The sequence below is a fragment of the Variovorax boronicumulans NBRC 103145 genome, from assembly GCF_001591345.1.
Taxonomy (GTDB): Bacteria; Pseudomonadota; Gammaproteobacteria; order Burkholderiales; family Burkholderiaceae_C; genus Variovorax; species Variovorax boronicumulans.
On sequence record NZ_BCUS01000006.1, the window covers coordinates 31,152 to 56,919 of the forward strand.

Genomic DNA, 25,768 nt, shown 5'->3' on the forward strand with positions numbered 1-25,768 from the left:
CATGGACGATGCCGCGCGGCAGTGTCCGCGTCTGGCCGAAACCCGCAAGCGCGGCTTTCGGCCAGAGATTTCAGGATTCAGCCAGCTTCTGTTTGCGGAATTCGGTGGGCGTGAGGCCCGTGGCAGCCTTGAAGGCGCGGTTGAAGGGGCCGATCGACTGGAAGCCGGCGGTCAGCGCGAGGGTCAGCACGGGCAGCTCGCGCTTCGACGGATTGGCCAGTGCTGCCATCGCCTCGGCCAGCCGGAAGCCGTTGACGAAGGCGTTGAAGTTGCGGTGCCCGAGCCGCTGGTTGATGACGCGGCGCAGCCGGTATTCGGGGACGGACAACTGGGCGGCGAGGCTGGCGATGCTCAGATCTTCGCGGCGGTAGACGCGGTCGACGGCCATGGCGTGCTGGAGGGCTTCGGCGAGGCGGTCTTCGGCGGGGTCGGCGTCAGGGGCGGGTTCAGGTGGCGGAGGCGGCTCGGCTGCTGCCGGCGGCGGCGGTGCTTCGACCGGCGCCGGTGCGAACGCTTCTTCTTTCAGTGGCGCTTCTGGCGTCATGGCTGGCATCGTGACCGGCGCCTGCGCAGCCGGAAACAGCTCCGAACCCGCCAGCCGCAGCATCCGCCACGCCACCACCGCGACGATCAGCAGCAGCATCGCCACGTCCGCGGTCGCCGACAGGTCCGACAGCTGTCCGCGCGGTGAGGCCAGACGAACCGCCAGCATCCCGACGCTATAGCCGACGCCCGTCACCACGATGAACACACGCAGCCGGCGCCGTCCTTCCACCAGGTCGGCGCGCCACTGCGAAGCCGCCGCCATCGCGGCCAGCACCGCGAACACCAGCGGCACCGCGCGCTGCACACCCATCGTGAGCGGCGCAAGCACCGAGGCGCTGCCCGCCACCAGCGCGCAATTCAGCGCCGCCACCGCGGCCACCGCCAACCAAGTGACGACATGCAGCGGCCGCAGCACGAAGTCGTCGTCGAACAAAGCCTGCACGAACACCCAGAACAGCACGCCGTTGCCGACGGACACCGCGACAAACGGTGCCTGCCACCCGCGCGGCACGAGCGCTTCGAACAGCGGCGTGGCGCCGATGACCTGCACGCACAGGCCGAGCGCGAGCAGCGCACCCGCACGCGCGGCCGGCAGGCGAGGGCGGTCGCGCCCGAGGACCAACGCGAGCACGAGCAGCAAGGCCAGTAGCACGCCGCGCAGGGCGGTGTCGAACAGGGTGGTCGGGGTGGGCGTCATGGCGAGGCCGATTCTCGTGCCTGCGCCGCGGCAAGCGGACGCGGAGTGCCGGGCACCGAAAGACCCTTCGGCGTGCCGTGAAAAGTCATGCAACAAATAATGTTGCATGAAACGAGACAGCAAGCTTTCCGGCGTGCTCCACGTGCTGCTGCACATGGCCGAGCTGAACGCCCCCATCACCTCCGAGGCGCTCGCCGCGGCGATGCAGACCAACCCCGTGGTCGTGCGCCGGCTCATGGCGGGGCTGCGGCAGGCCGGCTTCGTCAGCTCGGCCAAGGGGCATGGCGGCGGCTGGGTGCTGTCGTGTTCGTTGAGTTCGGTGACGCTGGGCGACATCCACAACGCCGTCGGCGCGCCTGCGTTGCTGGCCATGGGCAACCGCACCGAGAGCCCGGGCTGCATCGTCGAGCAGGCGGTGAACGCGGCGCTCGACGGCGCCTGCCAGGAGGCCGAGGCGCTGCTGTTGCGGCGGCTCAACGGGATCACGCTGGCCGATCTCTCCAGGGACTTTCATCGCCGCATGACGGGTGGCGGCTTCACCGCGAAGGACATCGCACATGCGCCATGACGCACTCATCGTGGGCGGCAGCTTTGCCGGCCTCTCCGCCGCCATGCAACTGGCGCGCGCACGCAGGAAGGTCTGCGTGGTCGACGCGGGCGCGCCGCGCAACCGCTTCGCCGCCGCCTCGCACGGCTTCTTCGGGCAGGACGGCATGCCGCCGCTGCAGATGATTGCCGATGCGCGCGACAAGCTGCTCGCCTATCCGTCCGTCACCTTCGTCGAAGGCACGGTGACTGCGGCAACGGCCGATGGCGCGGAGGGCTTCACGGTTTCGTTGAACAACGGGGAACAGTTGTCGACGCGCAAGCTGCTGCTGGCCTTCGGCGTGCAGGACGGCCTGCCGGACATCGCGGGCCTCGGCGAGCGCTGGGGAAAGAGCGTGCTGCACTGTCCTTATTGCCACGGCTACGAGTTCGGCGACCGTCCGCTGGGCGTGCTCTTTCACAGCGCGCACCCGCCGGACCACGCGCTGCTGATCGCCGAGTGGGGCCCGACCACGCTCTTCCTGAATGGCGACGCAGGGCCGGATGCCGAGGCACGCGTCCGGCTGCAATCACGCGGCGTGGCCGTGGAGCCCGGGCGCATCGCCGGCCTCGAAGGGCAGGGGACGGACCTCGCGGCCGTGCGCCTGGACAACGGCCGGCGCGTGCCGATCGAGGCGCTGTTCGTGGCGCCGCACACGCGGCCGACCAGTCCGCTGGCCGAGCAACTGGGCTGCGCGTTCGACGACGGCCCCACGGGCCCGGTGCTGCGCGTCGATGCGATGAAGACGACCACGGTGCCCGGCGTGTACGCGGCGGGCGATGTGGCGATGGCTTTTTCCAACGCCACGCTGGCCTCGGCCGACGGGCTGTTCGCCGGGGTGTCGATGCACCGCGCGCTGGTGTTCGGCGCCTGATTTCAAATTTTTTCGGGGGAAGATGGCAAACCGCCTCAAACCACCCTATAATCTGAGGCTCACGCGGGAATAGCTCAGTTGGTAGAGCGCAACCTTGCCAAGGTTGAGGTCGAGAGTTCGAGACTCTTTTCCCGCTCCAAATCGCATGAAAAAGGCCACCTCACCAGGTGGCCTTTTTCATTGGCGCGTCGCTTTCAACCTCGCGCCGGCAGCACGGTCCCCCGGCTCTCGCCGAAACCGATGCGCGCATGGCCGGGCTTCTCGCACCAGCCGCGCAGCAGCACCGCATCCCCGTCTTCCAGGAAACCGCGCGTCTCGCCGTTGGCCAGCGTCACCGGGGTTTGGGCCGCGCGCGTCAGCTCGATGATCGCGCCGGCCTCGCCCTCGCCGGGGCCCGAGATGGTGCCGCTCCCGAACAGGTCGCCCGGGTTCAGGCTGCAGCCGCCGACCGTGTGGTGCGCCACCATCTGCGCAATGCTCCAGTACTGGTGCCGGAAGCTCGTGCCCGACAGGCGCGACGGCCCGGTCTTCTGCTCGCGCGCCTTTTCGCTTTCGAGCCACACCTCGAGCCGGATGTCGAGCGCGCCGCCTTCGCGGTTCGCGCTGCTTTCCAGGTACGGCAGCGGTTGCGGCTCGTTCGCGGGCCGCGTCCACGCCTGACGGTAGGGCGCGAGCGCTTCCATCGTCACGATCCACGGCGAGATCGTGGTGGCGAAGTTCTTCGCGAGGAAGGGGCCGAGCGGCGCCATTTCCCAGAACTGGATGTCGCGCGCCGACCAGTCGTTGAGCAGGCAGAGACCGAAGATGTGCTCTTCCGCGCGCGCGAGCGGAATCGCCTCGCCCTGCGCATTGCCCTGGCCGATCCACACGCCCAGCTCCAGCTCGTAGTCGAGCCGCGCGCAGGCCTGGTAGGTCGGCGCCTTCGCGCCCGGCGCCATGGCCTGGCCCATCGGCCGGTGAAAGCGCTGGCCGCTCACGCCGATGGTCGACACGCGCCCGTGGTACGCGGTCGGCACCCAACGGAAGTTGGGCGTGACGTCGCCGTCGGGGTTCATCAGGCGGCTGATGTTCAGCGCGTGGTCGATCGAGGTGTAGAAGTCGGTGTAGTCGCCGATGCGCGCGGGCACGGTGTATTCGACCTCGGCCTGCGGCACGAGGCAGCCGCGCAGGTCGTCCGCGGTCGCGGCCGGCGCATCGCTGTGCAGCAGCGCGAAGACTGCGTGGCGCAGCGCCTGCCAGGCGGGCGGGCCGAGCGCGAAGAAATCGTTCAGCGCGGGCAGGGCAGCGGCGCGTGCTGCATCGAGTGCGAGGCCGTCGACGTGCGAGCCCGCGGCCAGCGCCGCGAGGTCGAGCACCTGGTCGCCGATGGCCACGCCGCCGCGAAACGGCTCGGGGCTGCCCGTGCGGCGGAACATCGCATACGGCAGGTTCTGGATCGGAAAGTCGCTGCCCGCGGCGTTGGCCGATGCAACCCAGCTGCGGGCGCCAGCGTCGTGCGTGTGGTTGAGTTCGATCATGTTCACACCGACGCCATCAGCGCGTCGTCGAAGATCGCCACCGCGCGCGTCCAGCCCGCCGACGCGCCGCGGATCTTGTGCGGAAAGCAGCTGATGAAAAAGCCCGTGGGCGGCAGCACCTCGAGGTTGTGCAGCTTCTCGATGTGGCAGTAGCCGATGTCGCGCCCGGCCTTGTGGCCTTCCCAGATCAGCGAGGCGTCGTGCGTCTCGCCGTACTTCTTGGCGGTGTGCACGAAGGGCGCGTCCCAGCTCCAGGCGTCGGTGCCCGTGAGGCGCACGCCGCGCTCCAGCAGGTACATGGTGGCTTCGTAGCCCATGCCCGCGCCGGCCGACACGTAGTCGGGGTTGCCGTAGCGCGAGCCGGCGCGCGTGTTGACCACCACGATCTCCAACGGGCTCAGCGTGTGGTTGATGCGCTTCAGTTCTGCCTCGACGTCGGCAGCCGTGACCACATAGCCGTCGGCGAAGTGGCGAAAGTCGAGCTTCACGCCGGGCTGGAAGCACCATTCGAGCGGCACGTCGTGGATCGCGATGGCGGGCTTCTTCTCGCCCAGCGCCTTGTCCATCGTCGAGTGAAAGTGATAGGGCGCATCGAGGTGCGTGCCGTTGTGCGTGGACAGCTGCACCAGCTCCACCGCCCAGCCTTCGCCGTCGGGCAGGTCTTCCTTCTTCAGCCCGGGAAAGAAGGGCTCGATCTGCTCGAAGGTGTTGTCGTGCGTGAAGTACTGGATCTTCGGCGCAAAGGCCGGCGGATCGGACAGCACGTCGTTTTCGAGAAAGATCGACAGGTCGACGAACTTGCGTGGCATGGCGAGGCTCCTTGTGGGGTGTTGGGTTTGATGGAATTGGTCAGGGCTGCTGCCACCGCAGCAGGCGCTTTTCTGCAAAGGCCAGCAGCGCGTTGCTCACGAAACCGATGAGCCCCAGCAGCACGATGCCGGCGAACAGGTCGCTGGCGCGGAAGGCACGTGCCGCCAGCAGGATGGCCTGGCCCAGGCCGCTTTGCGAGGCGATCATTTCGCCCACCACCGCGACGATCAGCGCGATGGTCAGCGCCAGCCGCATGCCGGCCAGGATGTCGGGCATGGCGTTGGGCAAGCCCATCTTCCAGATGTACGCGGCGCGCGACATCTGCAGGCAGCGCGCCACTTCCGACAGGCGCGGCTCCACGGCCGCGAAGCCGTGCACCGTGGCCAGCAGCACCGGCCACATCGCGCCGAAGGCGACCACGAACAGCACCATGCCGGGGTTCAGCCCGAAGATCGAAATGGCCAGCGGCAGCAGCGCCGACGCAGGCAGCGGGCGGATGAATTCCAGCGTCGGCTGCACCCACGCGCGCACCGCGGGCGACACGCCGATGGCCGCGCCCAGCAGCACGCCGAAGAGCGACGCCAGCAGCCAGCCTTCGACCATGCGGCCCACCGTGGCCTGCGTGAAGGCGAGCAGTTCGCCGTTGCCATCGTTGCCCGAAGAGAGATTGAGCCCTTCGAGCAGGCTCGCGAAGGTGGCCTGCGGCGTCGGCAAAAACACGCGGCTGACCCAGCCCGCGTTGCTCGCCACCCACCACAGCGCGACCAGCGCGAGCAGCACGGCCACGGAGCCCAGCCACCCCAGACCCAGTCGGTCGTTGCGGTGGTTCATGGCTGCACCCCCATGCGTCGCGCGACGAGGGCCTGCAGGCGCACCATGCCCGCGTTGACCGCGAAGCCCACCACGCCGATCCAGCCCAGCCACGCGAGCATCAGCGCGGGGTCGAAGCTCTGCTGCGCGATCATCATCGCGTAGCCCATGCCGTGCGGATTGGCGGCGATCTCGACCGTCACGGCCACCACCAGCGCCACCGCCACACCGAGGCGCAGCGCGACGAACAGGCGAGGCACGATGGCCGGCAGCACGATCTTGAAGGCGCGTTCGCGCGCCGACAGCCCGAGCACGCGGCTCACCTCGAGCAGCCGGGGCTCGATCTGCTGCACCGCCGACTGCACCAGCACCAGCAGCGGCCAGAAGGTGGCGAAGGCGACGATGGCCACCTCCATGCGCACGCCGAAACCGAAGCCCAGCATCGCGAGCGGGATCAGCGCGACCGAAGGCACGGGGCGCAGCACCTCGATGGAGACGGCGCCCAGCTGCGCCGCACGGCGCGAGAGCCCGAGCACCAGCCCCAGCGCAATGCCGAGCACCGCACCCAGCAGCAGGCCCAGCGCCGCCGTGCCGAGCGTGAAGCCCGTGGCCTGCCAGAGCGAGCCGTCCATCGCCGCGCCGACGAAGGCCTTGGCCGCCGCGCTCGGTGGCGCGAGTGCATCGCTGCCCAGCGCCGCCGCGCGCCGCGCGTACCATTCGAAGGCGCCGACCAGCAGCGCGGGAAACACCCACGGCCGCAGCCAGCGAAGGAGGCGGCCTTCAGTCATGGCCCTGCTCGATGAAGGCGAACAGTTCACGCCGCAACTGCAGGTACTCCGGATGCTCCTTGGTCGTCAGCTGGTCGCGCGGGCGCGGGATCTTCACGTCGATCATCCGTGCCAGGCTCGGCCGCCCCGGCCCGGGGTTGGCCTGCAGCGCGATCACGCGGTCGCCGAGGTAGATGGCTTCTTCCAGGTCGTGCGTGACGAACAGCACCGTGAGCCCGTCGTCGCGCACCAGCCGCGCCAGCTCGTCCTGCAGGCTCTGGCGCGTGAGTGCGTCCAGCGCGCCGAAGGGCTCGTCCATCATCATCAGCTCGGGCTTCTGCGCGAGGCAGCGCGCAATCTGCGCGCGCTGCTGCATGCCGCCCGACAGCTGCACCGGAAACTTGTGCGCATGCTTGGCGAGCCCGACCTTGCCGAGCACGTCGGCGATGCGCGATGCGCGCTCGGCCGTGGGCACGCCGGCCGCTTCGAGCGCCAGGCTCACGTTGCCTTCCACCGTGCGCCACGGCAGCAGCGCGCGGCCGTAGTCCTGGAACACGAAGGCCACTTCGCGCGAGGGCGCCGTCATCGGCACGCCCTTGCGCCGCACCTCGCCGGCACTGGCCGTGACGAGGCCGCTGGCCGCGCGCAGCAGCGTGGTCTTGCCGCAGCCGCTCGGGCCGACGATGCAGACGAACTCGCCGCGCGCCACGTCGAACGAGGTGGGCGACAGGATCTCGCGCCCGCCGAGGCGGATGGTGACGCCATCGAAGCGCAGGAAGGAATCGGCGGCCGCGCTCACTTGGCGATCAGCTTCGCAACGTCGATGTTCGTCTTGAGCATGTCCTGCTCCTTCATGAGCCCGGTCCAATAGCCCAGCTGCTTGTCGGTGACGACGGGGCCGGGCGGAGAGACCTGCACCTTGGCCAGCACCTCGGGCGGCAGCTTGATGTACTTGCCGATGGCCGTGCGCACCTTCGCGTCGTTCTTCGCCTGCTGGATGAAGGCGCCGGCCTCGACCAGTGCCTCGCGGAAGGCGCGCGCGGTGGCGGGGTTCTTCGCCACCCACTCGCGCTTGGCCGCATGCACGATGGTCTGGTTGTTCTCGGGCAGGAAGGTCGAGTAGTACGAGGCCACGTAGCCCGCGCCGCTTTCGGTGATGCGGCTCATGAACGGGTCGGCCGACACCACCGCGTCGACCGAGCCGCCGCGCAGCAGGTCGGCATGCTGCGGGAACGCGGCCTCGATGAAGTTGACCTTGCGGTAGTCGACGCCGCTGTCCTTCAGCCACGCGCGGAAGGTCACGTGCAGGAAGGCACCGAGCCCCGGCACGCCGATCTTCTTGCCCACGCAGTCCTGCGCGCTCTTGATGCCCGAGCCCGCGCGCGCCACGAGGCCGAAGCCCGTGATCGTCTTCGAGGTGAGGCCGCCGCCGGCCACCAGCACGAGGTCGAGCCCGCCGTCCACCGCCTGCAAAAACACCGAGGGCGTGGGGCCGCCGATCTGCAGCGAGTCGGACTGCAGCGCGGCGGGGATGGTGGAGTTCAGCGGAATGAACTTCAGCTCCACGTCGAGGCTGCGCTTCTTGAAGTAGCCCTCTTCGGCCGCCACGAAGACCGAGGCGAAGTCGGTCACCGCCGTGTAGCCGAACACGATCTTCGGGTGGGCCTGCTGTGCGCGCGAAGGCAACGAGGCGGTGGCCGATGCGGCCGCGAGCGCCGACAGCAGGGTGCGTCTTTTCATCATGGCTGGGGTCTCCTGGGGATGGTCTTTTTCGTGCGTGAGGACTTGGCGGCGGGGGCCTTCGACGTCGCCTTCGGTTTCGGCAGCGCGGCGCGCAGGCCGCCGGCGATGAAGTTCACGAGCATCGGCGCCACGGCCGGGTCGGCGCGTGTGTTCTCGCCGCGCGAGAGCCGTTCGATGCGGCTGTCGGTCAGGTGGTGCAGCAGCGCGCCCAGCGCGAACTGGTAGCCCCATGCGACCTGGCTGCGCGTGGCATGCGGCAGTGCCACATGCAGTGCGTCGATGTAGGCCTCGGCCAGCGGGTCGAAGTAGCCGCGCAGCACGCGGTCGGCTTCCTCGGTGGCGTGGTACAGCTCGCGCGCCACCAGCAGCGCGTAGTACTCGCCCTCGGTGCTCGCGCGCAGCGCCAGCACGGGCGCGGTGAAGGCCTCGATGATGCGCGGCAGCGTGCGCGCGTCGTCGGGGTCGATGGTCACGGCCGCCAGGCGCGCCAGCCGCTCGTCGATGCTGTGGCTCCAGTGTTCGAAGATCGCGTGGAACAGCTCGTGCTTCGGGCCGAAGTAGTAGCCCACGAGCGCGAGCGGCACGCCGGCTTCTTCGGCGATCTGGCGGATCGTCACGGCGTGGTAGCCGTGCTGCGCGAAGAGCTTCTCGGCCGCCAGCAGGATCGCCTGGCGGCGGTCGGGCCGCGCGGGCTCGGGCGCGACGGTCGGGGCGCCTGAGGTGCCTGAGCCTCGAGAGGCGCTGCGTTTGCGGGCCGGCGGTGTGCGAGCGTTCATGGGGGCGTATTGAACGGCTGTACAAAAATGTTGAACACACGTACAAACCCTGAGGTCAACCCTCATTGAGCACGACCGTTCGCGGCGCTACGCTCGTGGCATGCCCGCTCCCAACATCCCCCAGATCCGTCTTTATCAGAACTGGCTGCGCGACACGCGCGGCCAGGCCTTCGACAGCTACGACGCGCTGTGGCGCTGGTCCGTCACCGACCTCGATGCCTTCTGGCAGAGCATCTGGGACTACGCCGGCCTGCGCTCGCCCACGCCGCACACAGCGGTGCTCGCCGAACGCCGCATGCCCGGCGCGCGCTGGTTTCCCGGCGCGCAGGTCAACTACACGCGCGAGGTGCTGCGCCACGCCGATGCGGCCCATGCGGCCGGCCTGCCCGCCATCGTCAGCGACAACGAACGCGGCGAGGTGCGCGAGCTGTCGTGGCCCGAGCTGCGCCGGCAGGTGGCCTCGGTGGCGCTCACGCTGAAGTCGCTCGGCGTGCGCCGCGGCGACCGCGTGGCCGCCTACATGCCGAACGTGCCCGAGACCATGGTGGCGTTCCTCGCGTGCTCCAGCATCGGCGCGGTGTGGAGCGTGTGCGCGCCCGACATGGGCACGGCCGCCGTGGCCGACCGCTTCCGCCAGATCGAACCCACGCTGCTGATCGCGGTCGACGGCGTGCACTACGGCGGCAAGCCGCTGGACCGCAGCACCGTGCTGCAGGAGCTGCGCGGTCAGCTGCCGAGTGTGCAGAAGCTGCTGCTCGTGCAGTCGCCCTTCGCTGCGAACGCGGTGGCGCATGACGTCGAATGGCAGCAGGCCATCGCGCGCGACGACGCGCAGGTCGCAGCCTTCGAGCCCGAGTGGCTGCCCTTCGACCACCCGATCTGGATCGTCTATTCGAGCGGCACCACCGGCCTGCCCAAGCCCATCGTGCACGGGCAGGGCGGCATCCTGCTGACCATGCACGCCTGCGGCCTGCACAACGACGTGGGCGCGAGCTACGGCGCCAACAACTTCGGCGAGCGCTACCACTGGTACAGCTCCACGGGCTGGGTGATGTGGAACTCGCAGCTCTCGGGCCTGGCCTTCGGCGCCACCATCTGCATCTACGACGGCAACCCGGCGGGCAGCAAGGACAAGCCCGACTGGGGCGTGCTGTGGCGCTTCGTCGCCAAGCACCGCGTCACCTTCTTCGGCGCGGGCGCGGCCTACTTCACCAACTGCATGAAGGCGGGGCTCGTCGCGAAAGATTGCGGCGACCTGTCGCGCGTGCGCGCGCTCGGCAGCACCGGCTCGCCGCTGCCCGACGAGGTGCAGCGCTGGGGCTCGCAGCAGATCCTCGACGCGGGCTCGAAAGAGGTGTGGTGGTGCAACATCTCCGGCGGCACCGACTTCTGCGGCGCCTTCGTCGGCGGCAACCGCGAGCTGCCCGAAGTGCCGGGCCAGATGCAGTGCCGCGAACTCGGCCACGCGGTCGAAGCCTGGAACGAGCAGGGCCAGCCGGTCATCGGCGAGGTCGGCGAGTTGGTGTGCACGCAGCCCATTCCGTCGATGCCGCTGTACTTCTGGGGCGACGAAGGCAATGCGCGCTATGTGTCGAGCTACTTCGACACCTACCCGGGCGTGTGGCGCCATGGCGACTGGATCAAGGTCGGCAGCGACGGCGGCTGCATCATCTACGGCCGCAGCGATGCCACCATCAACCGCCAGGGCCTGCGCATGGGCACCAGCGAAATCTACAGTGCGGTCGAAGGCCTGCCCGAGGTGCTCGACTCGATGGTGGTCGACCTCGAATACCTGGGCCGCGACAGCTACATGCCGCTGTTCGTGGTGCTGCGTCCCGGCGTGGCGCTCGACGAGGCCATGCGCACGCGCATCCACAACGCGATCAAGACCTCGCTGTCGCCGCGCTTCGTGCCCAACGACATCTTCCAGGTCGCCGAGATTCCGCGCACGCTGTCGGGCAAGAAGCAGGAGCTGCCGATCAAGAAGCTGCTGCTGGGCCAGCCTATCGAGAAGGTCGTGAACCGCGAGGCGATGGCAAACCCCGGCAGCCTGGACTGGTATGTGGCTTTCGCCGCACAGCGGGCCTCCGCATAATGGGGCGATGAAAAGACGCACCAGCCTCCTCATGCTCTCCGCCGTTGCCGGCGCCTCCGTCCTGAGCGCCTGCGCGGGCGGCTCGCCCGGCACGCCGGCCCAACCCGCCGCCGCACCGCTGCGCGTGACGGGCACCGTGGCCTACCGCGAGCGCATCGCGCTCGACCCCGCGGCCGAAGTGCGCGTGCAACTGCTCGACGTGTCGCGCATGGACGCGCCCTCGGTCGTGCTCGCCGAGCAGCGCATTCCCGCCAACGGCAAGCAGCCGCCCTTCGCTTTCGAACTGAGCGTGGATGCCGCACGCATCGACCCGCGCATGCGCTACGCCGTGGCGGCGCGCATCACGCGCGGCGAGCAGCTGCTGTTCATCAACGACACGCAGTATTCGGTGCTCACGCAGGGCAACGGCACCACCGCCAACCTGATGCTGGTGCGCGTGGCCACGCCACCGCCGCCGCCGCGCCCCTCGCGCTGATCGACCGACCCGCGCGACAGGCTCGCGCGGATCAGGTCAGCAGTTCGTGGAGCACCATGCGCGTCTGTCGGCCGCGCAGCTCCACCAGCTCTTCGATGCGCCGCGTGGCCAGCCGGCCGTTCAGGGCCGCGTAGGTGACTTCCGAGATCAGCATGCGCGTGCCCAGCTGGCGGTTCGCGCCTTCGATGCGGCTGGCCACGTTCACCACGTCGCCGAACGCCGTGTACGACAGCCGGTCGTTCGAGCCCAGCACCCCCGCCACCACCACGCCCGTGTGAATGCCGATGTGCGTGCGGAACTCGGGCAGGCCCTGTTCGGCCCACTGCCGGTTGAGCTGGTGCATCTCGGCGTGCAGCTCGAGTGCGGCGCAGCAGGCCTTGTACTCGGCGTCTTCCAGGTCGGCCGGCGCGCCCCACAGCACCATGATGCCGTCGCCGATGAACTTGTCGATCACGCCGCCGTGGCGCGCGAACACCGCGGCCGCGAGGTTGAAGTACTCGGTCAGCTGGCGCACCAGCACATCGGCCGCGATCGATTCGGAGATCGACGTGAAGCCTTCCACATCGGTGAACATCACCGTCACCTGGCGCGGCGAGCCGTTGGGCGCGAGCGCGTGGCCCTGCGCCACCAGCTGGTTGATCACGTCCACCGGCACGAACTTGCTGAAGGCCTTGAGGCTGCGCGCCGAATCGTCGAGCGCCTGGTCCAGGTGCTGGATCTCGAGCACTCGGCTGGGCTCGCGCGGCAGGTCGTCGAGCTCGAGGCGGCCGATGCGGTGCGCGATGCGCGAGAGGTTCTCGACCGGCGCCGTCACCAGCTTCGAGAGCTTGAGCGACATGTACAGCGCCAGACCCAGGAACACCAGCGCCAGCAGCAGCGACCACGCCACCGCGCGACGCAGGCCACCCAGCAGCACGTCTTCGGGCACCCAGCTGACCAGCTGCCAGCCGGTGGCGGGAATGCGCGAGGCCTGCACCAGGTAGCGCCGCCCCTCGTGGCTGAAGGCGAAGGCCTTGTCGCTGCCGCTGCCGGCGATGCCGTCGGCCACCATCTGCGCGTTCAGTGCGCCGAGCGCGCCCGTGGGCGCTTCGAGCGTGTGCAGCACGCCCGGCATGTCGCTGCGCGCGAGCACCTTGTGGTCGGCGCTCAGCAGCGCGCTGTTGCCATTGCCGTTGCGGCTGAACAGGCGCACGAACTCCGACAGCCGGCCCAGCGACACGTCGCCCGCCACCACCATCGCCTGCGGGCTGCCCTCGGCCTGGCGGCGCTGGCTGGGCAGCGCGTAGGTCACGCCCAGCTCCTGCGCGGCGGCGAACACATAGGGGACGGTCCAGACCGGACCCTGCGTCTTGCGCGCCTGCACGAACCAGCTGCGCTGCGTCGGGTTGTAGTTGCTGCGGTAGGCCTCCACGCGCTGCGTGGCAAAGCGCTGCTGCACGTCGGCCTCGGAACCCAGCGGCAGCTTGTACTGCCAGGTCTCGGTGGTGAAGCCGTCGCCGCGCGCGATGTGGCGGATCGCCGGCACCGGGTAGCGCAGCGCCATCAGCATCTTGCCCTCGACGTTCGCCACGTAGACGCTGTCGAGCTCGGGCGATTGCTGCAGCAGCGTCCACAGGAGCTCGGCCGTGCGGTCCACGTTCTCGCCCGCGGGCGTGAGGCTGGGCGAGCTGCCGATCGCGCCGACCGCCGATTCGGCCTTGGCCAGGAAGGCCAGCACCTTGTCTTCCGTGCGGTCGTGGTTCGACTTGTGCGCCGAGGTGCCGATCGTCGTCACCAGCCGCTGCGACCCCCAGTAGCCCAGCGTGACCAGCAGCAGCGACTGCGCGAGCGCCACGGCACTGACGATGGAGCCGACATCGACCCGGAAGCGACGCGGGCGTCGGGGCGGTGGGATTTCAGCGGAAGAGGGTGACGGAGACGGTGGCAACGGCGTGGTGACGTGCGCGAAAGACGGGCGACCCGCCGCATCCGGAGGCCCGGACGATTCCTTGTACATACAGCTCCCTGACGACAACTCGGAACGGACCCCGGCTCCTCCTCACGAGGTCGTGGTCCGGCGTCCGGAGGGTGTTGCGGGGCCGATCGTGTGCGCCGGCCATCCTGGCAATCCCCCGGATGCGCGCGGGATTTTCGCCTGTATTTGGTACATGTGTGCAACTTTGCACGCTTGGTGCGATGTTGCTGCGCCCGAGGGCTTGATTGCGAACGGACGTTCGTTCTATTCAGTGCGCGTCGTGAAAGATCAGGCCCAGCGTGTGGCGCTGTCCGCTGCGCACGCGGCTCACGCCGTGGCGCATCGTCACGCGGTAGCTGCCGCGCGTGCCCGCCACCGGCCGCTGGTTCACCGCGAAGACCACGGCCTCGCCCTGCGCGAGCGACACCACCTCGGCGCGCGACTGCATGCGCGGGCGCTGCTCGGTCAGCACGAACTCGCCACCCGTGAAGTCTTCGCCGGGCCGGCTCAGCAGCACCGTGAGCTGCAGCGGAAATTGCAGGTCGCCGTACAGGTCCTGGTGCAGGCAGTTGTAGTCGCCCTCGCCGTAGCGCAGCAGCAGCGGAGTGGGGCGCAGCTGGCCCGCCGCATGGCAGCGCGCGAGGTAGGCCGCGTGGTCCGGCGGGTAGTTGGCCGGCTGGCCCATGGCCGCAGCCCAGGCATTGGCCAGCGGCGCGAGGCGTTCGTACAGCGCGCTGCGAAACGCCACGAGCCTGGACGGCAGCGGGTTCGCGAAGTACTGGTACTCGCCCTGGCCGAAGCCGTGGCGCTGCATGACCACGCGGCTGCGAAAGCGCGCGCCTTCGTCGTACATGGTCGTGAGCGCGGCGCATTCCGCGGGCGTGAACAACGCCCCGGTGACGGCACAGCCGCGCGCGGCGAGGTCGGCATCGATGCGGGGCCAGTCGAGGGCGTGGATGCGGGCGGCGACGGAAGAGCTCATGCGGGCAGTGTCGCGCGGCGGTCGGATGCGGGCTCGCCGTTTTCGGACGCGGGTTTCGGTGGGGCAGGGCCCGGCGTGAGCGATCATCCCGGAGACCCAGCCTGAAAGCATTCACATTCAATGAGCACCCAGAACCACACCCCCCAAGACACCGCCAACGACTGGCAACTCCCCTGGACCGGCGGCTGCCGCTGCGGCCAGGTGCGCCTGCGGATCACTGCGCCGCCGCTGCTGGCCATGGCCTGCCACTGCACCGGCTGCCAGCGCATGAGCGCCAGTGCGTTCTCGCTGTCATTGGCGATCCCCACGCCGGGCTTCGAAGTGGTGTCGGGCGAACCCGTCATCGGCGGGTTGCACGGCGAGGAGTCGCACCACTTCTTCTGCCCGCATTGCAAGAGCTGGATGTTCACGCGCACCGAGGGCATGGACTATTTCGTCAACCTGCGCGCCACCATGCTCGACCGGCACGAATGGGTCGCGCCCTTTGCGGAAACCTGGACCGACGAGAAATTGCCGTGGGCCACGACGCCCGCGAAGCACAGCTTCGGCACCTTGCCTGCGATGGACGCCTTTCCGGCGATGATCGAAGCCTATGCGCGGGAAGGCGCCCGGCCCGCGAAGGGCTGATCGCGCTGCGCCAGCCAGTTGCCGGCCCGCGCCTTTCAGAGCGGCGCGATCGGAATGCAGATGTCGCATTCGAACGCACTCGTCTTCTCGTCGAAGGCCATGTCGGGCGCGTAGTACTCGAACGCGGGCCGGCTGTCGAACTGGAAGCCGCTCGCGGGCAGCCAGTCGCGCATGAGGCGCGTCCATGCGTCGTTGATCTCTTCGGGCAGGCCCTGGAACCGCAGCGCGGCATAGCGTCCGCCCGGCAGCACCGTTTTCTGGAAGCCGCCATCGGGCACGAAATCGTCGGGCACTTCCACGCAGGCGTCGTAGCGCGAGTGCTCGGGCGCGGTGATGCTCGGGTCGTCGTGGCTGATGCCGTAGCGGGCATGCGACCACAGCTTGTGCGCGCCGATCCAGGGCGCGGCCTTCTCGGCCCAGAACGCGCCCACCGGCGCGCCGAACGGACCGGTGTAGCGCAGGTAGGCGATGGTGACGGGAGAGCGGGTGATCAGTTGGACATTCACGGGTGGCTCCTGATGATGCGCGGCGTTGCGCGATGGAGATCCATTCTTCGTGAAGCCGTGCAGGGCGATCTGATCAGGATTGCTCTTGCGTGCGGGATCGTCGCAGGGCAGCGCCCAGTCGTGCGATGCACGCCACGCGCTGGGCGCGCTGCCGAAATGCGCGCGGAACGCGCGGGTGAACGCCTCGCCTGAACCGAAGCCCACCGACACTGCCGCTTCGAGCACCGACAGGCGCGGCTGTGTCGCGAGCCGCAGCGCACCCACCTCCACGCGGCGGCGCCGGATGTAGTCGCCCAGCGTCTCGCCGGCCCAGGCTGCGAAGAGGCGATGAAAGTGGTACGCCGAGAAATGCGCCACGTCGGCCAGCGCCGCGAGATCGAGTGCCTCGTCCAGGTGGTCGTCGATGTGCGTCAGCACCTTGTGCATGCGCCATTCGTACTCGGAGCGGCTGTCGCGCGGCATGGCGCGCATTCTCAACCTTCGCGCGCCTGCCCCAACAGCCAATCACTGAACAACTTCAGCAACGGCCGCTGGTCGTACATCGCAGCGGGTGTCCCTCAAGTGCCGGGGTTGCGCTTCGCGCGTGGCGCTCGCGGCAGCAGGGCCTTGATGTGCTTGCGCAGCAAGGCCGGCGCGATCGCGGTCATCTGCAGCATGTGCATGCACCGCTCCATGCGTCCGGGCCGCGCCAGCAGCGCATCGGCGGCCTTCGCGAGATCGGCATCGATGCTGTCCCCGTAGGCGAGCCGCGCCTTGCCTGCCGCGCGCTGCAGCAGGGGCTTGCCGGGCTGCATCATGGCCAGGTCGATCAGGTCGCGGCTGAACACGCTGTCGTCGGCCCAGCGGTCGGAGTTGGCGAGCAGCTTGCTCGCCGCCATGTCCAGCGGCGTGAGGGTGGCGATGCCGTCGATGCGGTCTGCAGCGCCGGGGGCTTCGAGTGCGATGCGTGCCTCGAGGACGATCTCGAACTTGATGTCCGTCTCGCCCACGCGAACGGCACTTCGGATGCCGTATTGATCGGCGCGCACTTCGCGGGCCTGCTGCAGGCTCGCGCCTTCCCGGGCCAGCGCGCGCAGCCCCTCGCTGCCGGTGGCGAGCTGGCGCAGGCAGCGGTAGCCCGCCACATCGGACACGAGGAAGTCGATGTCCACCGACTCGCGGTATTCGCCATGGCGCAGCGCGATGGCGGTGCCGCCGCCGAACAGGCAATGGTTGTCCGCCAGCAGGCGCGCATTCAGCGCCGCGAGCACCTCGGCCACCTGGCGATGGTGGGCGCGCTCAAACATCGAGCGGCCTGCGGCCCAGCAGGCGGGCCAGCTCGGCCAGCAGCTGGCGTTCGTTGTCCTCGAGCGCAGACGGCTCGGCGTGGCGCCAGTTGCGTTCGTAGGTGCCCCAGGCCTCTTCGGGGGTGAGTTCCGCGTCCGCGGGCAACTGCCAGGCGAGGCGGCGCAACTGTGCGAAGTCGCCCACCCGGACGGTTTTCGTCGGCGTGAGCGAAGGCGCCGGCGCCAACATCTCCTTGGCGGAGCCTTCGACCGGCGCCGTCACTTCGACATCCAGACCCAGTGCCGCCAGGGCGTTCATGTAGGCCCCCATCGTGACGGAGGGCTCGCCGCGTTCGATGCGATGCAGCGTCATGCGCGACATGCCCGCCGCCTCGGCGGCCGTGGTGGCGCTGATCCGGAGCGACTTCCGACGGGCATGGATATGCCGGCCGAACACTTCAAGGCGTCGGTTGGCTTTGTCTAAGGTCGGCGGGGCGGTGGGTGGCATATGTGTATCTCATATTAGGCAAAACTAATGAAATGTCTAGTACGAGATACATCTTTGGCCACTTCAACCTTCGCGCGCCTGCCCCAGCAACCAATCACTGAACAGCTTCAGCAACGGCCGCTGGTCCGCCCGCTCCGGCGTCACCAGGTAGTAATTGCGCTCGCCCGACAAGGGCCGCGGGCAGGCCACCACCAGCTCGCCGCGCGCCAGCTCGTCGGCCACCAGCATGGTCGGCATCAGCGCCACGCCCAGGCCGTGCGAGGCGGCGGCGGCGAGGATCGAGAACAGCTCGTAGCGCGGGCCGCCGCGGGCGGTGGGCGCGTCGACCTGCTGCGCGTCGAACCACTGGCGCCAGCCGTCGGGGCGTGTGCTCTGCTGCAGCAGCGGCATCCGCGCGATGGCCGCGGGCGACACGGCCTTGCCGTGGGGCAGCAGCGAAGGGCTGCACACGGGCACCACGTCTTCATGCATGAGCAGCAGCGCGCGCGTGCCGGCCCAGTTCTCGACCTGCGCGGGCGTGCCGGCGTACAGCGCGGCGTCGAACTCCGCGTCGGCAAAGAGGAAGGGGCGGGTGCGCGTCTCGATGTGCACCACCACGTCGGGCTGCAGCGCCGCAAAACCGCGCAGGCGCGGCACCAGCCAGCGCGTGGCGAAGGTGGGCACTGCGGCCAGCGACAGCGACCCGCCTTCGCCCTGGTGCGCCATGGCGTCGAGCGTGTCGCGTTCCATGGCTTCCAGGCGACGGGCGATCTGGCGCGCGTAGGCGGCGCCGCTGGCGGTGAGCGCCACGCCGTGCCGCGTGCGGCGAAACAGCGCCACGCCCAGGAAGGCCTCGAGCGCCCCGACCTGGCGCGACACCGCGCTCTGCGTGAGCGCCAGTTCCTGCGCGGCGCGGGTGTAGCTCTCGTGGCGTGCGGCGGCGTCGAAGCACACGAGGGTTTGCAGGGGTGGAATCTTGCGGCGCATGTATGCCGGGAGTGTATGACTGGCGGATTGGTTTCACCAGTAAATCAACAAGATGTATCTCTCAAGATGTGCGCCGGACGCATATCTGGGTGAGGATTCATCGTTTGCGCCGGGCCTCCTGCGTGGCTACGATCGACCGCATTCCCCCTTCTTTTGTTTCTTCTTCCTTTTCCGGAGACATCCACATGGCCGCCAAAGCGCAATTCCACTGGGACGACCCCCTTCTTCTCGACCAGCAGCTGACCGACGAAGAACGCATGATCCGCGACGCGGCCAACGCCTACTGCCAGGAGCGCCTGGCGCCCCGCGTCATCGAAGGTTTCCGCACCGGCGAAACCGACCCCGCGATCTTTCGCGAAATGGGCGCGCTCGGCCTGCTCGGCCCGACGATTCCCGAGCAGTACGGCGGCCCCGGGCTGAACTACGTGGCCTACGGCCTGATCGCCCGTGAAGTCGAGCGCGTCGATTCGGGCTACCGCTCGATGGCCAGCGTGCAGAGCTCGCTGGTGATGGTGCCGATCTTCGAATTCGGCACCGAAGCGCAAAAGCAGAAGTTCCTGCCCAAGCTCGCCACCGGCGAATGGATCGGCTGCTTCGGCCTGACCGAACCCGACCACGGCTCCGACCCCGGCAGCATGGCCACGCGCGCCAAGAAGGTGCCGGGCGGCTACTCGCTCAGCGGCTCGAAGATGTGGATCAGCAACTCGCCCATCGCCGACGTGTTCGTGGTGTGGGCCAAGGAAGTCAGCGAAAGCGGCACGGTCGGCCCGATCCGCGGCTTCGTGCTCGAAAAGGGCATGAAGGGCCTGACGGCTCCGGCCATCCACGGCAAGGTCGGCCTGCGCGCCAGCATCACCGGCGAAATCGTCATGGACGGCGTGTTCTGCCCTGAAGAAAACGCCTTCCCCGAAGTGCAAGGCCTCAAGGGCCCGTTCACCTGCCTGAACAGCGCCCGCTACGGCATCTCGTGGGGCGCCATCGGTGCCGCCGAAGACTGCTGGCACCGCGCCCGCCAGTACACGCTGGACCGCAAGCAGTTCGGCCGCCCGCTCGCCGCCAACCAGCTCATTCAAAAGAAGCTGGCCGACATGCAGACCGAGATCACGCTGGGCCTGCAAGGCAGCCTGCGCCTGGGCCGCATGAAGGACGAAGGCATCGCCGCGGTCGAGATCACCTCGATCATGAAGCGCAACAACTGCGGCAAGTCGCTGGACATCGCCCGCATGGCGCGCGACATGATGGGCGGCAACGGCATCAGCGACGAGTTCGGCGTGGCGCGCCACCTGGTGAACCTCGAAGTGGTCAACACCTACGAAGGCACGCACGACATCCACGCGCTCATCCTCGGTCGCGCCATCACCGGCATCGCAGCTTTCGCCAACTGAACGAACGCATGAGCACCAAGCCCGCAGCACTCGACGGCATCAAGGTCCTCGATCTGTCCCGCGTGCTCGCGGGCCCGTGGTGCACGCAGATCCTCGCGGACCTGGGCGCCGATGTCGTCAAGATCGAACGCCCCGGCGTCGGCGACGACACGCGCACCTGGGGTCCGCCCTTCGTGAAGGACGCGAACGGCCACGACACCGACCAGGCCAGCTACTTCACGTCCTGCAACCGCAACAAGCGTTCGGTCACCATCGACATGGCCACGCCCGAAGGGCAGGCGCTGCTGCAGCAGATGGCGGCGCAGGCCGACATCGTGGTCGAGAACTTCAAGACCGGCGGCCTCAAGCAGTACGGCCTCGATCAGGAAAGCCTGCGCGCGGCCAACCCGCGCCTCATCTACTGCAGCGTGACCGGCTTCGGCCACGACGGCCCCTACGCCGAGCGCGCGGGCTACGACCTGATGATCCAGGCCATGACCGGCATGATGAGCATCACCGGCCGCCCCGATGGCGAGCCCGGCGGCGGCCCGCTGCGTGTGGGTGTGGCACTCACCGACCTGTTCACCGGCGTGTACGCCAGCACCGCCATCCTCGCGGCGCTGCAGGTGCGCGACCGCACCGGCGAAGGCCAGCACATCGACATGGCGCTGCTCGACGTGGGCATGGCCATCCTCGCCAACCAGGCGAGCGCTTTTCTCAACACCGGCAAGGCGCCGGGCCGCCAGGGCAACACGCACCCGAGCCTCGCGCCTTATCAAGACTTTCCGACGCAGGACGGTTCGATGCTGCTGGCCATCGGCAACAACGGCCAGTTCGCGCGCTTCTGCGAAGCCGCCGGCCACGCCGAATGGGCCGCCGACGAACGCTTTGCGACCAACACACTGCGCGTGAAACACCGCGGCGTGCTGATCCCGATGATGGAAGAGCTCACGCGCACCCGCACCACCGCCGACTGGGTCGCGCTGCTCGAAGACAAGGCCGTGCCCTGCGGCCCCATCAACGACATCGCGCAGGCCTTCGACGACGCGCAGGTCCAGGCGCGCGGCCTGGCCGTCACGCTGCCGCGCGATGCCGGCGACGGCATCGCCAGCATCACCGGCGTGGCGAGCCCGCTGCGCCTCACGGCCACGCCGCCGGTGCTGCGCCGCGCACCGCCCGCGCTCGGACAGCACACGCAGGAGGTGCTGGCCGAGATGGGCGTCGACGCCTCGCGCTTCGAGGCATTGCGCGCCGCCGGGGTGGTCTGACACACTGGCGGGCATGACGCGCCCGCCTGCTTCGTCTCCTGTTGCTTCCGCTGCCGATGCGGCCCCGTTCGCGGTGCTGCGCATCGACCATGTCGTGCTGCGCGTGCGCGACGCCGCGCGGTCCATGGCCTTCTACTGCGACGTGCTCGGCTGCACGTTAGAGAAGCGCCGCGACGACCTCGGCCTCGTGCACCTGCGCGCCGGCAGCAGCCTCATCGACCTCGTCACGCACGACGGCAAGCTCGGCAGCCAGGGCGGCGCGTTGGCCGGGCGCGAAGGCCGCAATGTCGATCACCTCTGCCTGCGCATCGAGCCTTTCGACGAAGCGGCGATCCGCGCGCGCATGGCGCGGCACGGTGTGCCGGTGCACGGCGAGGTGCAGAACAACTTCGGGGCCGAGGGCAACGGGCCTTCGATCTATCTCGAAGATCCCGATGGCAATGGCGTAGAGCTGAAGGGCCCTGCGGCCTAAGCGCCGCGCCCCATCACCGCCACCGCGAACACCACCACGCCCAGCGCGAGGTTCAGCGTCACCAGCTGGCGCACGGTATTGAGCCGCGCGGCCGCCACGGGCCAGGCGTTGTCGTCCACCGCGCGGCGCAGCGCGCGGAACACCGAGGCGCGGATGTAGACATAGACCGCTGCCATCACGAGCGCGATGCCCATCATGGCCTCGACGCGCCAGTGCACGGCGCGAAAGCCGCCGGTCGCGAGGATCATCGCGAAGCCGCTCACGAACAGCAGCGTGACCGACGCGTCCACCCCGATGAAGAAACGCCGCAGCGTCGCGGCCATCATGCGCAGGCGCAGCGGCGGCTCCAGCGTGGCGACGGCGGCAGGGCGCACCGCGAAGTGCATGACGGCCATGCCGCCGACCCAGAAGGCGGCGCACAGCAGGTGGACGAAGAGGGGAGCGAGGTAGGACATGGGCTCCGATCAGAACACCGAACCGGCCGCGCACGCAACGCAAGCCCCCATGGCCTTCAACCTGTCGCGCCGCGCCCGCGCGTGTTCGCGCGGGGCTTGCTGGTGCCCGTGCCCGCGATCGAATCGGCATAGCGCTTCATGTCCGCCACCACCTGCCGCAGCAGCGTCGCCGCGGCCGGCGGCAGCAGGCGGCCGTGGCGCGACACGATGTGCGAGCGCCCCTGCGACAGCAGCGGGTTCTTCATCGGCAGCTCGACCAGCGAGGGGTGGTCGGCGTTGGGCGTGAGCGAGATGCGCGTGCCCAGCGTGTAGCCCAGGCCCGCCGACACGAAGTGGCCCAGCGCGCTGAACGAGGTGGTGGTCAGCAGCGCGGGCAGCCGCACGCCCTCGCTGATCTCGGCCGCCTCGATGTGCTGGCGCACGCCGAAGTTGCGGTGCAGCGTGGCGCCGGGGTAGGGCAGCAGGTCGGCCAGCTTGAGCGGGCGATCGAGCTGCGCGAGCGGGTGCGAGCCCAGCACCATGGCCTGGATCGGCTGCGCGTGCGACTGGTGCGAGGTGAGCCGCTCGTCCTTCGGCGGCTGGAACAGCATGCCGATGTGGGCACGTTCCTCGATCACGCGGCGCACGATCTCGTCGGTGCTGGCTACATCGAGGTTCACCGTGATCTTCGGGTGGCTGGCCATGAAGATGCGCAGGCTGTGCCGCATGAGCCAGTCGACATAGCCTTCGCCGGCCACGATGTCGATGTGGCCGCTCTCGATCTTGCGGATGCTGTCCATCTGCGCCAGCAGGTGCTGCTTCTGCCCCTGCTGTCTGCGCACGTAGCCGGCCAGCAGCTGGCCCGCGTCGGTGGGCACCACGCCGCGTCCGTGGCGCTCCAGCAGCGGCAGGCCGCACTCGGTCTCCAGGATGCCGATGGCGCGGCTCACGGCCGACGGGTCCATGTCGAGCACGTCGGCCGCGCCGCGCACCGAGCCGCTGTCGAGCACCTGCATGAAGTAGCGCACCCGGCGGGTGTCGAGCTTGTCGTCCATGGCAGTCGTCTCCGAGTGTTGCATTCAATGCAACGAATATCCTTATTTGCGGTCATTGATGCAAGAGGCTCGCCGCCCGAAACTCGCCGGCACCCCTCGAAAACGCCCCATCCCGCCTCACCCATGACCTCCGCCGCCTCCACGATTGCAGCCGTCGCGCCGTCCACCGCCGCCGGCAAACTCAAGCTCCTCGTCGTCACCCTGGTCCTCGTGGCCGTGGCCGAACTCATCGGCCCGACGCAGTTCAGCGTCGGCCCCGGCAAGGTGGTGCTGCTGCCGATGCTGTGGGCGCTGCTCATGGCCGCCGCCTGGGGCATCGCGCACCGGCGCGTGCCGGGCGTGGTGCGCGTGGCCACGGCGCAGCAGTCGCTGGCCGGCGGCCTGCTCAACGCGGGCCTGCTGCTGTTCGTGGTGAAGCTGGGCCTCACGGTCGGCGCCGCGCTGCCGCAGGTGAAGCAGGCCGGCTGGGCGCTGCTGTTCCAGGAGTTCGGCCATGCGCTGGGCACCCTGGCGCTGGGCCTGCCGCTGGCGCTGCTGCTGGGCATCAAGCGCGAGGCCGTGGGCGCCACCTTCTCGGTGGGCCGCGAGGGCAACCTCGTGATCATCGGAGAGAAGTACGGCATGGCCTCGCCCGAAGGTCGCGGCGTGCTGGCCGAGTACATCACCGGCACCGTGCTGGGCGCGCTGTTCATCGCGGTGCTGGCGGGCTTCATCGCCAGCCTGCACATCTTCGACCCGCGCTCGCTGGCCATGGGCGCCGGCGTGGGCTCGGGCAGCCTGATGGCGGCGGCGCTGGGCGCCATCGCCGCGCAGAGCCCGCCCGAGATGCTGCCGCAGCTCACGGCGATTGCCGCCGCCTCGAACCTGCTGACCACCGTGGCCGGCTTCTACTTCACGCTGTTCCTGTCGCTGCCGCTGTGCTCGTGGCTCTACGGCAAGCTGGAGCCGGTGCTGGGCCGCTTCTCGAAGCATGGCGCCCAACAGGGCGCTGCCGTGGACGCGGGCGCGAACGTCTCGAGCGCCGACGTGGCCCACGCCGCGCCGACGTCGCTGCGCGACACGCTGCTGGCCTGGCTGGTGGTGGGCGGTGGCGTGCTCATCGGCAATGCCGTGACCTACAAGGTGCCGGTGCTGGTGTCGCTCGAAGGCGTGCTCGCCGTGGTGGCGATTGCCGGCGCCGTCGAAGCCATCAAGCGCTTCGCGCCGCGCCTGCCGATGGTGCTGGTGCTCTCGGTGGTGGCCACCGTGGTCGGCATCCCGGGCCTGTTCCCCTTCTCCGACGCGCTGATCGCGATCACCGCCAAGCTCAACTTCCTGGCCTTCACCACGCCGGTGCTGGCGCTGGCCGGCTTCTCGGTCGCGAAAGACCTGCCCGTGTTCCGCCGCCTCGGCTGGCGCATCGTGGTGGTGTCGCTCACCGCGACGGCCGGCACCTTCCTCGGCGCCACGTTCATCGCCGAGTTCTTCCACTGATTCCATCCCACGAGAGATTCACGCCATGTACCGCGACCCCGAGATTGCCGAAGACACCCGCGCCCGCATGCTCAGCTGGCGCCGCGACATCCACGCCAACCCCGAGACCGCCTTCGAGGAACACCGCACCGCCAACGTGGTGGCCAACGCGCTGATGCTCATGGGCCTGCCCGTGCACCGCGGCCTGGCCGGCACCGGCGTGGTCGGCACGCTGAAGAACGGCGACGGCCCCAGCATCGCGCTGCGCGCCGACCTCGATGCGCTCAACATGCAGGAGCTCGGCACGCAGGCGCATGCCTCCAAATGCGTCGGCAAGATGCACGCCTGCGGCCACGACGGCCACACGGCGATGCTGCTGGGCGCGGCCGAGCACCTGTCGCGCCACAAGCCGTTCCAGGGCACGGTGCACTTCGTGTTCCAGCCCGCCGAGGAAAACGAAGGCGGCGGCCGCGTGATGGTGGAAGAGGGCCTGTTCGAGCAGTTCCCGGCCGACGCCGTCTACGGCATGCACAACTTTCCGAGCCTGCCGCGCGGGCGCTTCGCGATCCGCAAGGGCACCATGACGGCCTTTCTCGACACCTTCGAGATCGTCATCACCGGCAAGGGCGCCCACGGCGCCATGCCCGAGACCGGCATCGACTCGGTCGTGATCTCGGCCCAGCTCATCAACGCGCTGCAGACCATCGTGAGCCGGCGCACCGGCGCCACCGACGCGGCCGTGGTCAGCGTCACGCAGATCCACGGCGGCGACACCTGGAACGTCATTCCCGAGACCGTGGTGCTGCGCGGCACCGTGCGCACGCTCGACGCCGCCATCCAGGACAAGACCCAGGCGGCGATGCAGCAGATCTGCGACGGCGTGGCCGCCACGCACGGCGCCAAGGTGGCGCTGGAGTACCGACGCGGCTACCCCGGCGTGGTCAACACGCCGGCCGAGACCGACGCGGCCATCGCGGCGGCGGCCAGCCTGGTCGACATCGAGCAGGTGCACACCGACATTCCGCCCGCCATGGGCTCGGAAGACTTCGCCTTCATGCTGCAAAAGCGCCCCGGCGCCTACATCGGCATCGGCGCGGGCGAGGGCCCGAACGACCCGAACGTGCACAACCCGTACTACGACTTCAACGACAACATCCTGCCGCTCGGTGCGGCCTACTGGGTGGCGCTGGTCAAACAGCAGCTTCCGGCCGCATGATGC

26 protein-coding genes and 1 tRNA gene are annotated in these 25,768 nt (G+C 69.2%); 11 read left to right on the forward strand and 16 right to left on the reverse strand.

Going from position 1 to position 25,768, the window contains the following annotated elements; all coding sequences use genetic code 11:
• Window positions 1-70: 70 nt before the first annotated feature.
• Window positions 71-1,243 carry an AraC family transcriptional regulator gene (locus VBO01S_RS03125; protein ID WP_062470334.1) on the reverse strand — a complete coding sequence of 391 codons (1,173 nt, stop codon included), beginning with the start codon at window positions 1,241-1,243 and terminating at the stop codon, window positions 71-73.
• Window positions 1,244-1,349: 106 nt separating this feature from the next.
• Between VBO01S_RS03125 and VBO01S_RS03130 the strand changes: the two genes are divergently transcribed.
• The 3 genes from VBO01S_RS03130 to VBO01S_RS03140 all read left to right on the forward strand — a co-directional run bounded on the left by VBO01S_RS03130 (window position 1,350) and on the right by VBO01S_RS03140 (window position 2,842).
• Complete coding sequence (locus VBO01S_RS03130; protein ID WP_062470337.1) at window positions 1,350-1,811, forward strand: RrF2 family transcriptional regulator; 462 nt, start codon at window positions 1,350-1,352, stop codon at window positions 1,809-1,811.
• Window positions 1,801-2,703: an NAD(P)/FAD-dependent oxidoreductase gene (locus VBO01S_RS03135; protein ID WP_062470341.1), complete on the forward strand. Its 903-nt coding sequence runs from the start codon at window positions 1,801-1,803 to the stop codon at window positions 2,701-2,703. The genes VBO01S_RS03130 and VBO01S_RS03135 overlap by 11 nt, the downstream gene beginning before the upstream one ends.
• Window positions 2,704-2,766: 63 nt before the next feature.
• A tRNA-Gly gene (locus VBO01S_RS03140) sits at window positions 2,767-2,842 on the forward strand.
• Between the two features lie 55 nt (window positions 2,843-2,897).
• Here the strand turns inward: VBO01S_RS03140 and fahA are convergent.
• The 7 genes from fahA to VBO01S_RS03175 are packed head-to-tail and all read right to left on the reverse strand — an operon-like array spanning window position 2,898 to window position 9,126.
• Window positions 2,898-4,220, reverse strand: coding sequence for a fumarylacetoacetase (gene fahA / locus VBO01S_RS03145; protein ID WP_082817956.1), 1,323 nt, complete (start codon window positions 4,218-4,220; stop codon window positions 2,898-2,900).
• A 2-nt stretch (window positions 4,221-4,222) separates the two neighbouring features.
• A complete protein-coding gene (locus tag VBO01S_RS03150) occupies window positions 4,223-5,029 on the reverse strand; it encodes a cyclase family protein (protein WP_062470343.1) in 807 nt (268 codons plus the stop codon).
• 40 nt (window positions 5,030-5,069) lie between these two features.
• Window positions 5,070-5,861, reverse strand: coding sequence for an ABC transporter permease (locus VBO01S_RS03155; RefSeq protein WP_082817957.1), 792 nt, complete (start codon window positions 5,859-5,861; stop codon window positions 5,070-5,072).
• Window positions 5,858-6,628: an ABC transporter permease gene (locus VBO01S_RS03160; RefSeq protein WP_062470346.1), complete on the reverse strand. Its 771-nt coding sequence runs from the start codon at window positions 6,626-6,628 to the stop codon at window positions 5,858-5,860. The genes VBO01S_RS03155 and VBO01S_RS03160 overlap by 4 nt, the downstream gene beginning before the upstream one ends.
• Window positions 6,621-7,406, reverse strand: a complete 786-nt coding sequence (locus VBO01S_RS03165) for an ABC transporter ATP-binding protein (protein WP_062470349.1) — start codon at window positions 7,404-7,406, stop codon at window positions 6,621-6,623. Before VBO01S_RS03165 ends, VBO01S_RS03160 begins: the two co-directional genes overlap by 8 nt.
• A complete protein-coding gene (locus VBO01S_RS03170) occupies window positions 7,403-8,350 on the reverse strand; it encodes an ABC transporter substrate-binding protein (protein ID WP_062470352.1) in 948 nt (315 codons plus the stop codon). The genes VBO01S_RS03165 and VBO01S_RS03170 overlap by 4 nt, the downstream gene beginning before the upstream one ends.
• Window positions 8,347-9,126 carry a TetR/AcrR family transcriptional regulator gene (locus VBO01S_RS03175; protein ID WP_062470354.1) on the reverse strand — a complete coding sequence of 260 codons (780 nt, stop codon included), beginning with the start codon at window positions 9,124-9,126 and terminating at the stop codon, window positions 8,347-8,349. Before VBO01S_RS03175 ends, VBO01S_RS03170 begins: the two co-directional genes overlap by 4 nt.
• A gap of 100 nt (window positions 9,127-9,226) precedes the next feature.
• Between VBO01S_RS03175 and VBO01S_RS03180 the strand changes: the two genes are divergently transcribed.
• Window positions 9,227-11,221: an acetoacetate--CoA ligase gene (locus tag VBO01S_RS03180; protein WP_062470357.1), complete on the forward strand. Its 1,995-nt coding sequence runs from the start codon at window positions 9,227-9,229 to the stop codon at window positions 11,219-11,221.
• Window positions 11,222-11,252: 31 nt separating this feature from the next.
• Window positions 11,253-11,696 carry a YbaY family lipoprotein gene (locus VBO01S_RS03185; RefSeq protein WP_082817958.1) on the forward strand — a complete coding sequence of 148 codons (444 nt, stop codon included), beginning with the start codon at window positions 11,253-11,255 and terminating at the stop codon, window positions 11,694-11,696.
• 31 nt (window positions 11,697-11,727) lie between these two features.
• On the opposite strand, the gene VBO01S_RS03190 is transcribed toward VBO01S_RS03185, so the two are convergent.
• Both VBO01S_RS03190 and VBO01S_RS03195 read right to left on the reverse strand, forming a co-directional pair.
• Window positions 11,728-13,692, reverse strand: a complete 1,965-nt coding sequence (locus VBO01S_RS03190) for an adenylate/guanylate cyclase domain-containing protein (RefSeq protein WP_082817959.1) — start codon at window positions 13,690-13,692, stop codon at window positions 11,728-11,730.
• Between the two features lie 226 nt (window positions 13,693-13,918).
• Window positions 13,919-14,632 (reverse strand): 2OG-Fe(II) oxygenase, encoded by a 714-nt coding sequence (locus VBO01S_RS03195; RefSeq protein WP_062470360.1) that lies wholly within the window; start codon window positions 14,630-14,632, stop codon window positions 13,919-13,921.
• Window positions 14,633-14,752: 120 nt separating this feature from the next.
• On the opposite strand from VBO01S_RS03195, the gene VBO01S_RS03200 reads away from it, so the two are divergent.
• Complete coding sequence (locus VBO01S_RS03200; protein ID WP_062470362.1) at window positions 14,753-15,259, forward strand: GFA family protein; 507 nt, start codon at window positions 14,753-14,755, stop codon at window positions 15,257-15,259.
• 35 nt (window positions 15,260-15,294) lie between these two features.
• Here VBO01S_RS03200 and VBO01S_RS03205 read toward each other — a convergent pair whose 3' ends face one another.
• The 4 genes from VBO01S_RS03205 to VBO01S_RS03220 all read right to left on the reverse strand — a co-directional run bounded on the left by VBO01S_RS03205 (window position 15,295) and on the right by VBO01S_RS03220 (window position 18,504).
• The gene (locus tag VBO01S_RS03205) at window positions 15,295-16,227 is read right to left on the reverse strand and encodes an AraC family transcriptional regulator (protein ID WP_062470524.1); all 933 of its coding nucleotides are present in this window, start codon (window positions 16,225-16,227) and stop codon (window positions 15,295-15,297) included.
• Window positions 16,228-16,322: 95 nt separating this feature from the next.
• Window positions 16,323-17,051, reverse strand: coding sequence for a nucleotidyl transferase AbiEii/AbiGii toxin family protein (locus VBO01S_RS03210; protein ID WP_062470364.1), 729 nt, complete (start codon window positions 17,049-17,051; stop codon window positions 16,323-16,325).
• Window positions 17,044-17,538 (reverse strand): helix-turn-helix domain-containing protein, encoded by a 495-nt coding sequence (locus VBO01S_RS03215; protein WP_062470366.1) that lies wholly within the window; start codon window positions 17,536-17,538, stop codon window positions 17,044-17,046. Before VBO01S_RS03215 ends, VBO01S_RS03210 begins: the two co-directional genes overlap by 8 nt.
• 63 nt (window positions 17,539-17,601) lie before the next feature.
• The gene (locus tag VBO01S_RS03220; protein WP_062470368.1) at window positions 17,602-18,504 is read right to left on the reverse strand and encodes a LysR substrate-binding domain-containing protein; all 903 of its coding nucleotides are present in this window, start codon (window positions 18,502-18,504) and stop codon (window positions 17,602-17,604) included.
• Between the two features lie 185 nt (window positions 18,505-18,689).
• Here VBO01S_RS03220 and VBO01S_RS03225 point away from each other — a divergent pair, with 185 nt between their 5' ends.
• From VBO01S_RS03225 to VBO01S_RS03235, 3 genes are read left to right on the forward strand one after another with little or no spacing between them, the layout of a single operon-like run.
• On the forward strand, window positions 18,690-19,889 hold the full coding sequence (locus tag VBO01S_RS03225; protein ID WP_062470370.1) for an acyl-CoA dehydrogenase: 1,200 nt from the start codon (window positions 18,690-18,692) through the stop codon (window positions 19,887-19,889).
• An 8-nt stretch (window positions 19,890-19,897) separates the two neighbouring features.
• Window positions 19,898-21,136, forward strand: coding sequence for a CaiB/BaiF CoA transferase family protein (locus tag VBO01S_RS03230; protein ID WP_062470373.1), 1,239 nt, complete (start codon window positions 19,898-19,900; stop codon window positions 21,134-21,136).
• A 13-nt stretch (window positions 21,137-21,149) separates the two neighbouring features.
• Window positions 21,150-21,608: a VOC family protein gene (locus VBO01S_RS03235; RefSeq protein ID WP_082817960.1), complete on the forward strand. Its 459-nt coding sequence runs from the start codon at window positions 21,150-21,152 to the stop codon at window positions 21,606-21,608.
• Here VBO01S_RS03235 and VBO01S_RS03240 read toward each other — a convergent pair.
• Window positions 21,605-22,063 (reverse strand): CopD family protein, encoded by a 459-nt coding sequence (locus VBO01S_RS03240; protein ID WP_062470376.1) that lies wholly within the window; start codon window positions 22,061-22,063, stop codon window positions 21,605-21,607. The two genes, VBO01S_RS03235 and VBO01S_RS03240, sit on opposite strands and share 4 nt — an antisense overlap.
• Before the next feature lie 56 nt (window positions 22,064-22,119).
• Window positions 22,120-23,097 carry a LysR family transcriptional regulator gene (locus VBO01S_RS03245; RefSeq protein WP_062470380.1) on the reverse strand — a complete coding sequence of 326 codons (978 nt, stop codon included), beginning with the start codon at window positions 23,095-23,097 and terminating at the stop codon, window positions 22,120-22,122.
• A gap of 123 nt (window positions 23,098-23,220) precedes the next feature.
• On the opposite strand from VBO01S_RS03245, the gene VBO01S_RS03250 reads away from it, so the two are divergent.
• Window positions 23,221-24,570, forward strand: a complete 1,350-nt coding sequence (locus VBO01S_RS03250) for a DUF3100 domain-containing protein (protein WP_062470382.1) — start codon at window positions 23,221-23,223, stop codon at window positions 24,568-24,570.
• A 25-nt stretch (window positions 24,571-24,595) separates the two neighbouring features.
• Window positions 24,596-25,765, forward strand: a complete 1,170-nt coding sequence (locus VBO01S_RS03255) for a M20 aminoacylase family protein (RefSeq protein WP_062470385.1) — start codon at window positions 24,596-24,598, stop codon at window positions 25,763-25,765.
• Window positions 25,766-25,768 lie beyond the last annotated feature (3 nt).

Bases quoted from the DNA above. Each gene is read 5' to 3' on its own strand.
- VBO01S_RS03125 (WP_062470334.1), bottom strand. From the start codon at position 1,243: ATGACGCCCACCCCGACCACCCTGTTCGACACCGCCCTGCGCGGCGTG.
- VBO01S_RS03130 (WP_062470337.1), top strand. From the start codon at position 1,350: ATGAAACGAGACAGCAAGCTTTCCGGCGTGCTCCACGTGCTGCTGCAC.
- VBO01S_RS03135 (WP_062470341.1), top strand. From the start codon at position 1,801: ATGCGCCATGACGCACTCATCGTGGGCGGCAGCTTTGCCGGCCTCTCC.
- fahA (WP_082817956.1), bottom strand. From the start codon at position 4,220: ATGATCGAACTCAACCACACGCACGACGCTGGCGCCCGCAGCTGGGTT.
- VBO01S_RS03150 (WP_062470343.1), bottom strand. From the start codon at position 5,029: ATGCCACGCAAGTTCGTCGACCTGTCGATCTTTCTCGAAAACGACGTG.
- VBO01S_RS03155 (WP_082817957.1), bottom strand. From the start codon at position 5,861: ATGAACCACCGCAACGACCGACTGGGTCTGGGGTGGCTGGGCTCCGTG.
- VBO01S_RS03160 (WP_062470346.1), bottom strand. From the start codon at position 6,628: ATGACTGAAGGCCGCCTCCTTCGCTGGCTGCGGCCGTGGGTGTTTCCC.
- VBO01S_RS03170 (WP_062470352.1), bottom strand. From the start codon at position 8,350: ATGATGAAAAGACGCACCCTGCTGTCGGCGCTCGCGGCCGCATCGGCC.
- VBO01S_RS03175 (WP_062470354.1), bottom strand. From the start codon at position 9,126: ATGAACGCTCGCACACCGCCGGCCCGCAAACGCAGCGCCTCTCGAGGC.
- VBO01S_RS03180 (WP_062470357.1), top strand. From the start codon at position 9,227: ATGCCCGCTCCCAACATCCCCCAGATCCGTCTTTATCAGAACTGGCTG.
- VBO01S_RS03185 (WP_082817958.1), top strand. From the start codon at position 11,253: ATGCTCTCCGCCGTTGCCGGCGCCTCCGTCCTGAGCGCCTGCGCGGGC.
- VBO01S_RS03190 (WP_082817959.1), bottom strand. From the start codon at position 13,692: ATGTACAAGGAATCGTCCGGGCCTCCGGATGCGGCGGGTCGCCCGTCT.
- VBO01S_RS03195 (WP_062470360.1), bottom strand. From the start codon at position 14,632: ATGAGCTCTTCCGTCGCCGCCCGCATCCACGCCCTCGACTGGCCCCGC.
- VBO01S_RS03200 (WP_062470362.1), top strand. From the start codon at position 14,753: ATGAGCACCCAGAACCACACCCCCCAAGACACCGCCAACGACTGGCAA.
- VBO01S_RS03205 (WP_062470524.1), bottom strand. From the start codon at position 16,227: ATGCCGCGCGACAGCCGCTCCGAGTACGAATGGCGCATGCACAAGGTG.
- VBO01S_RS03210 (WP_062470364.1), bottom strand. From the start codon at position 17,051: ATGTTTGAGCGCGCCCACCATCGCCAGGTGGCCGAGGTGCTCGCGGCG.
- VBO01S_RS03215 (WP_062470366.1), bottom strand. From the start codon at position 17,538: ATGCCACCCACCGCCCCGCCGACCTTAGACAAAGCCAACCGACGCCTT.
- VBO01S_RS03220 (WP_062470368.1), bottom strand. From the start codon at position 18,504: ATGCGCCGCAAGATTCCACCCCTGCAAACCCTCGTGTGCTTCGACGCC.
- VBO01S_RS03225 (WP_062470370.1), top strand. From the start codon at position 18,690: ATGGCCGCCAAAGCGCAATTCCACTGGGACGACCCCCTTCTTCTCGAC.
- VBO01S_RS03230 (WP_062470373.1), top strand. From the start codon at position 19,898: ATGAGCACCAAGCCCGCAGCACTCGACGGCATCAAGGTCCTCGATCTG.
- VBO01S_RS03235 (WP_082817960.1), top strand. From the start codon at position 21,150: ATGACGCGCCCGCCTGCTTCGTCTCCTGTTGCTTCCGCTGCCGATGCG.
- VBO01S_RS03240 (WP_062470376.1), bottom strand. From the start codon at position 22,063: ATGTCCTACCTCGCTCCCCTCTTCGTCCACCTGCTGTGCGCCGCCTTC.
- VBO01S_RS03245 (WP_062470380.1), bottom strand. From the start codon at position 23,097: ATGGACGACAAGCTCGACACCCGCCGGGTGCGCTACTTCATGCAGGTG.
- VBO01S_RS03250 (WP_062470382.1), top strand. From the start codon at position 23,221: ATGACCTCCGCCGCCTCCACGATTGCAGCCGTCGCGCCGTCCACCGCC.
- VBO01S_RS03255 (WP_062470385.1), top strand. From the start codon at position 24,596: ATGTACCGCGACCCCGAGATTGCCGAAGACACCCGCGCCCGCATGCTC.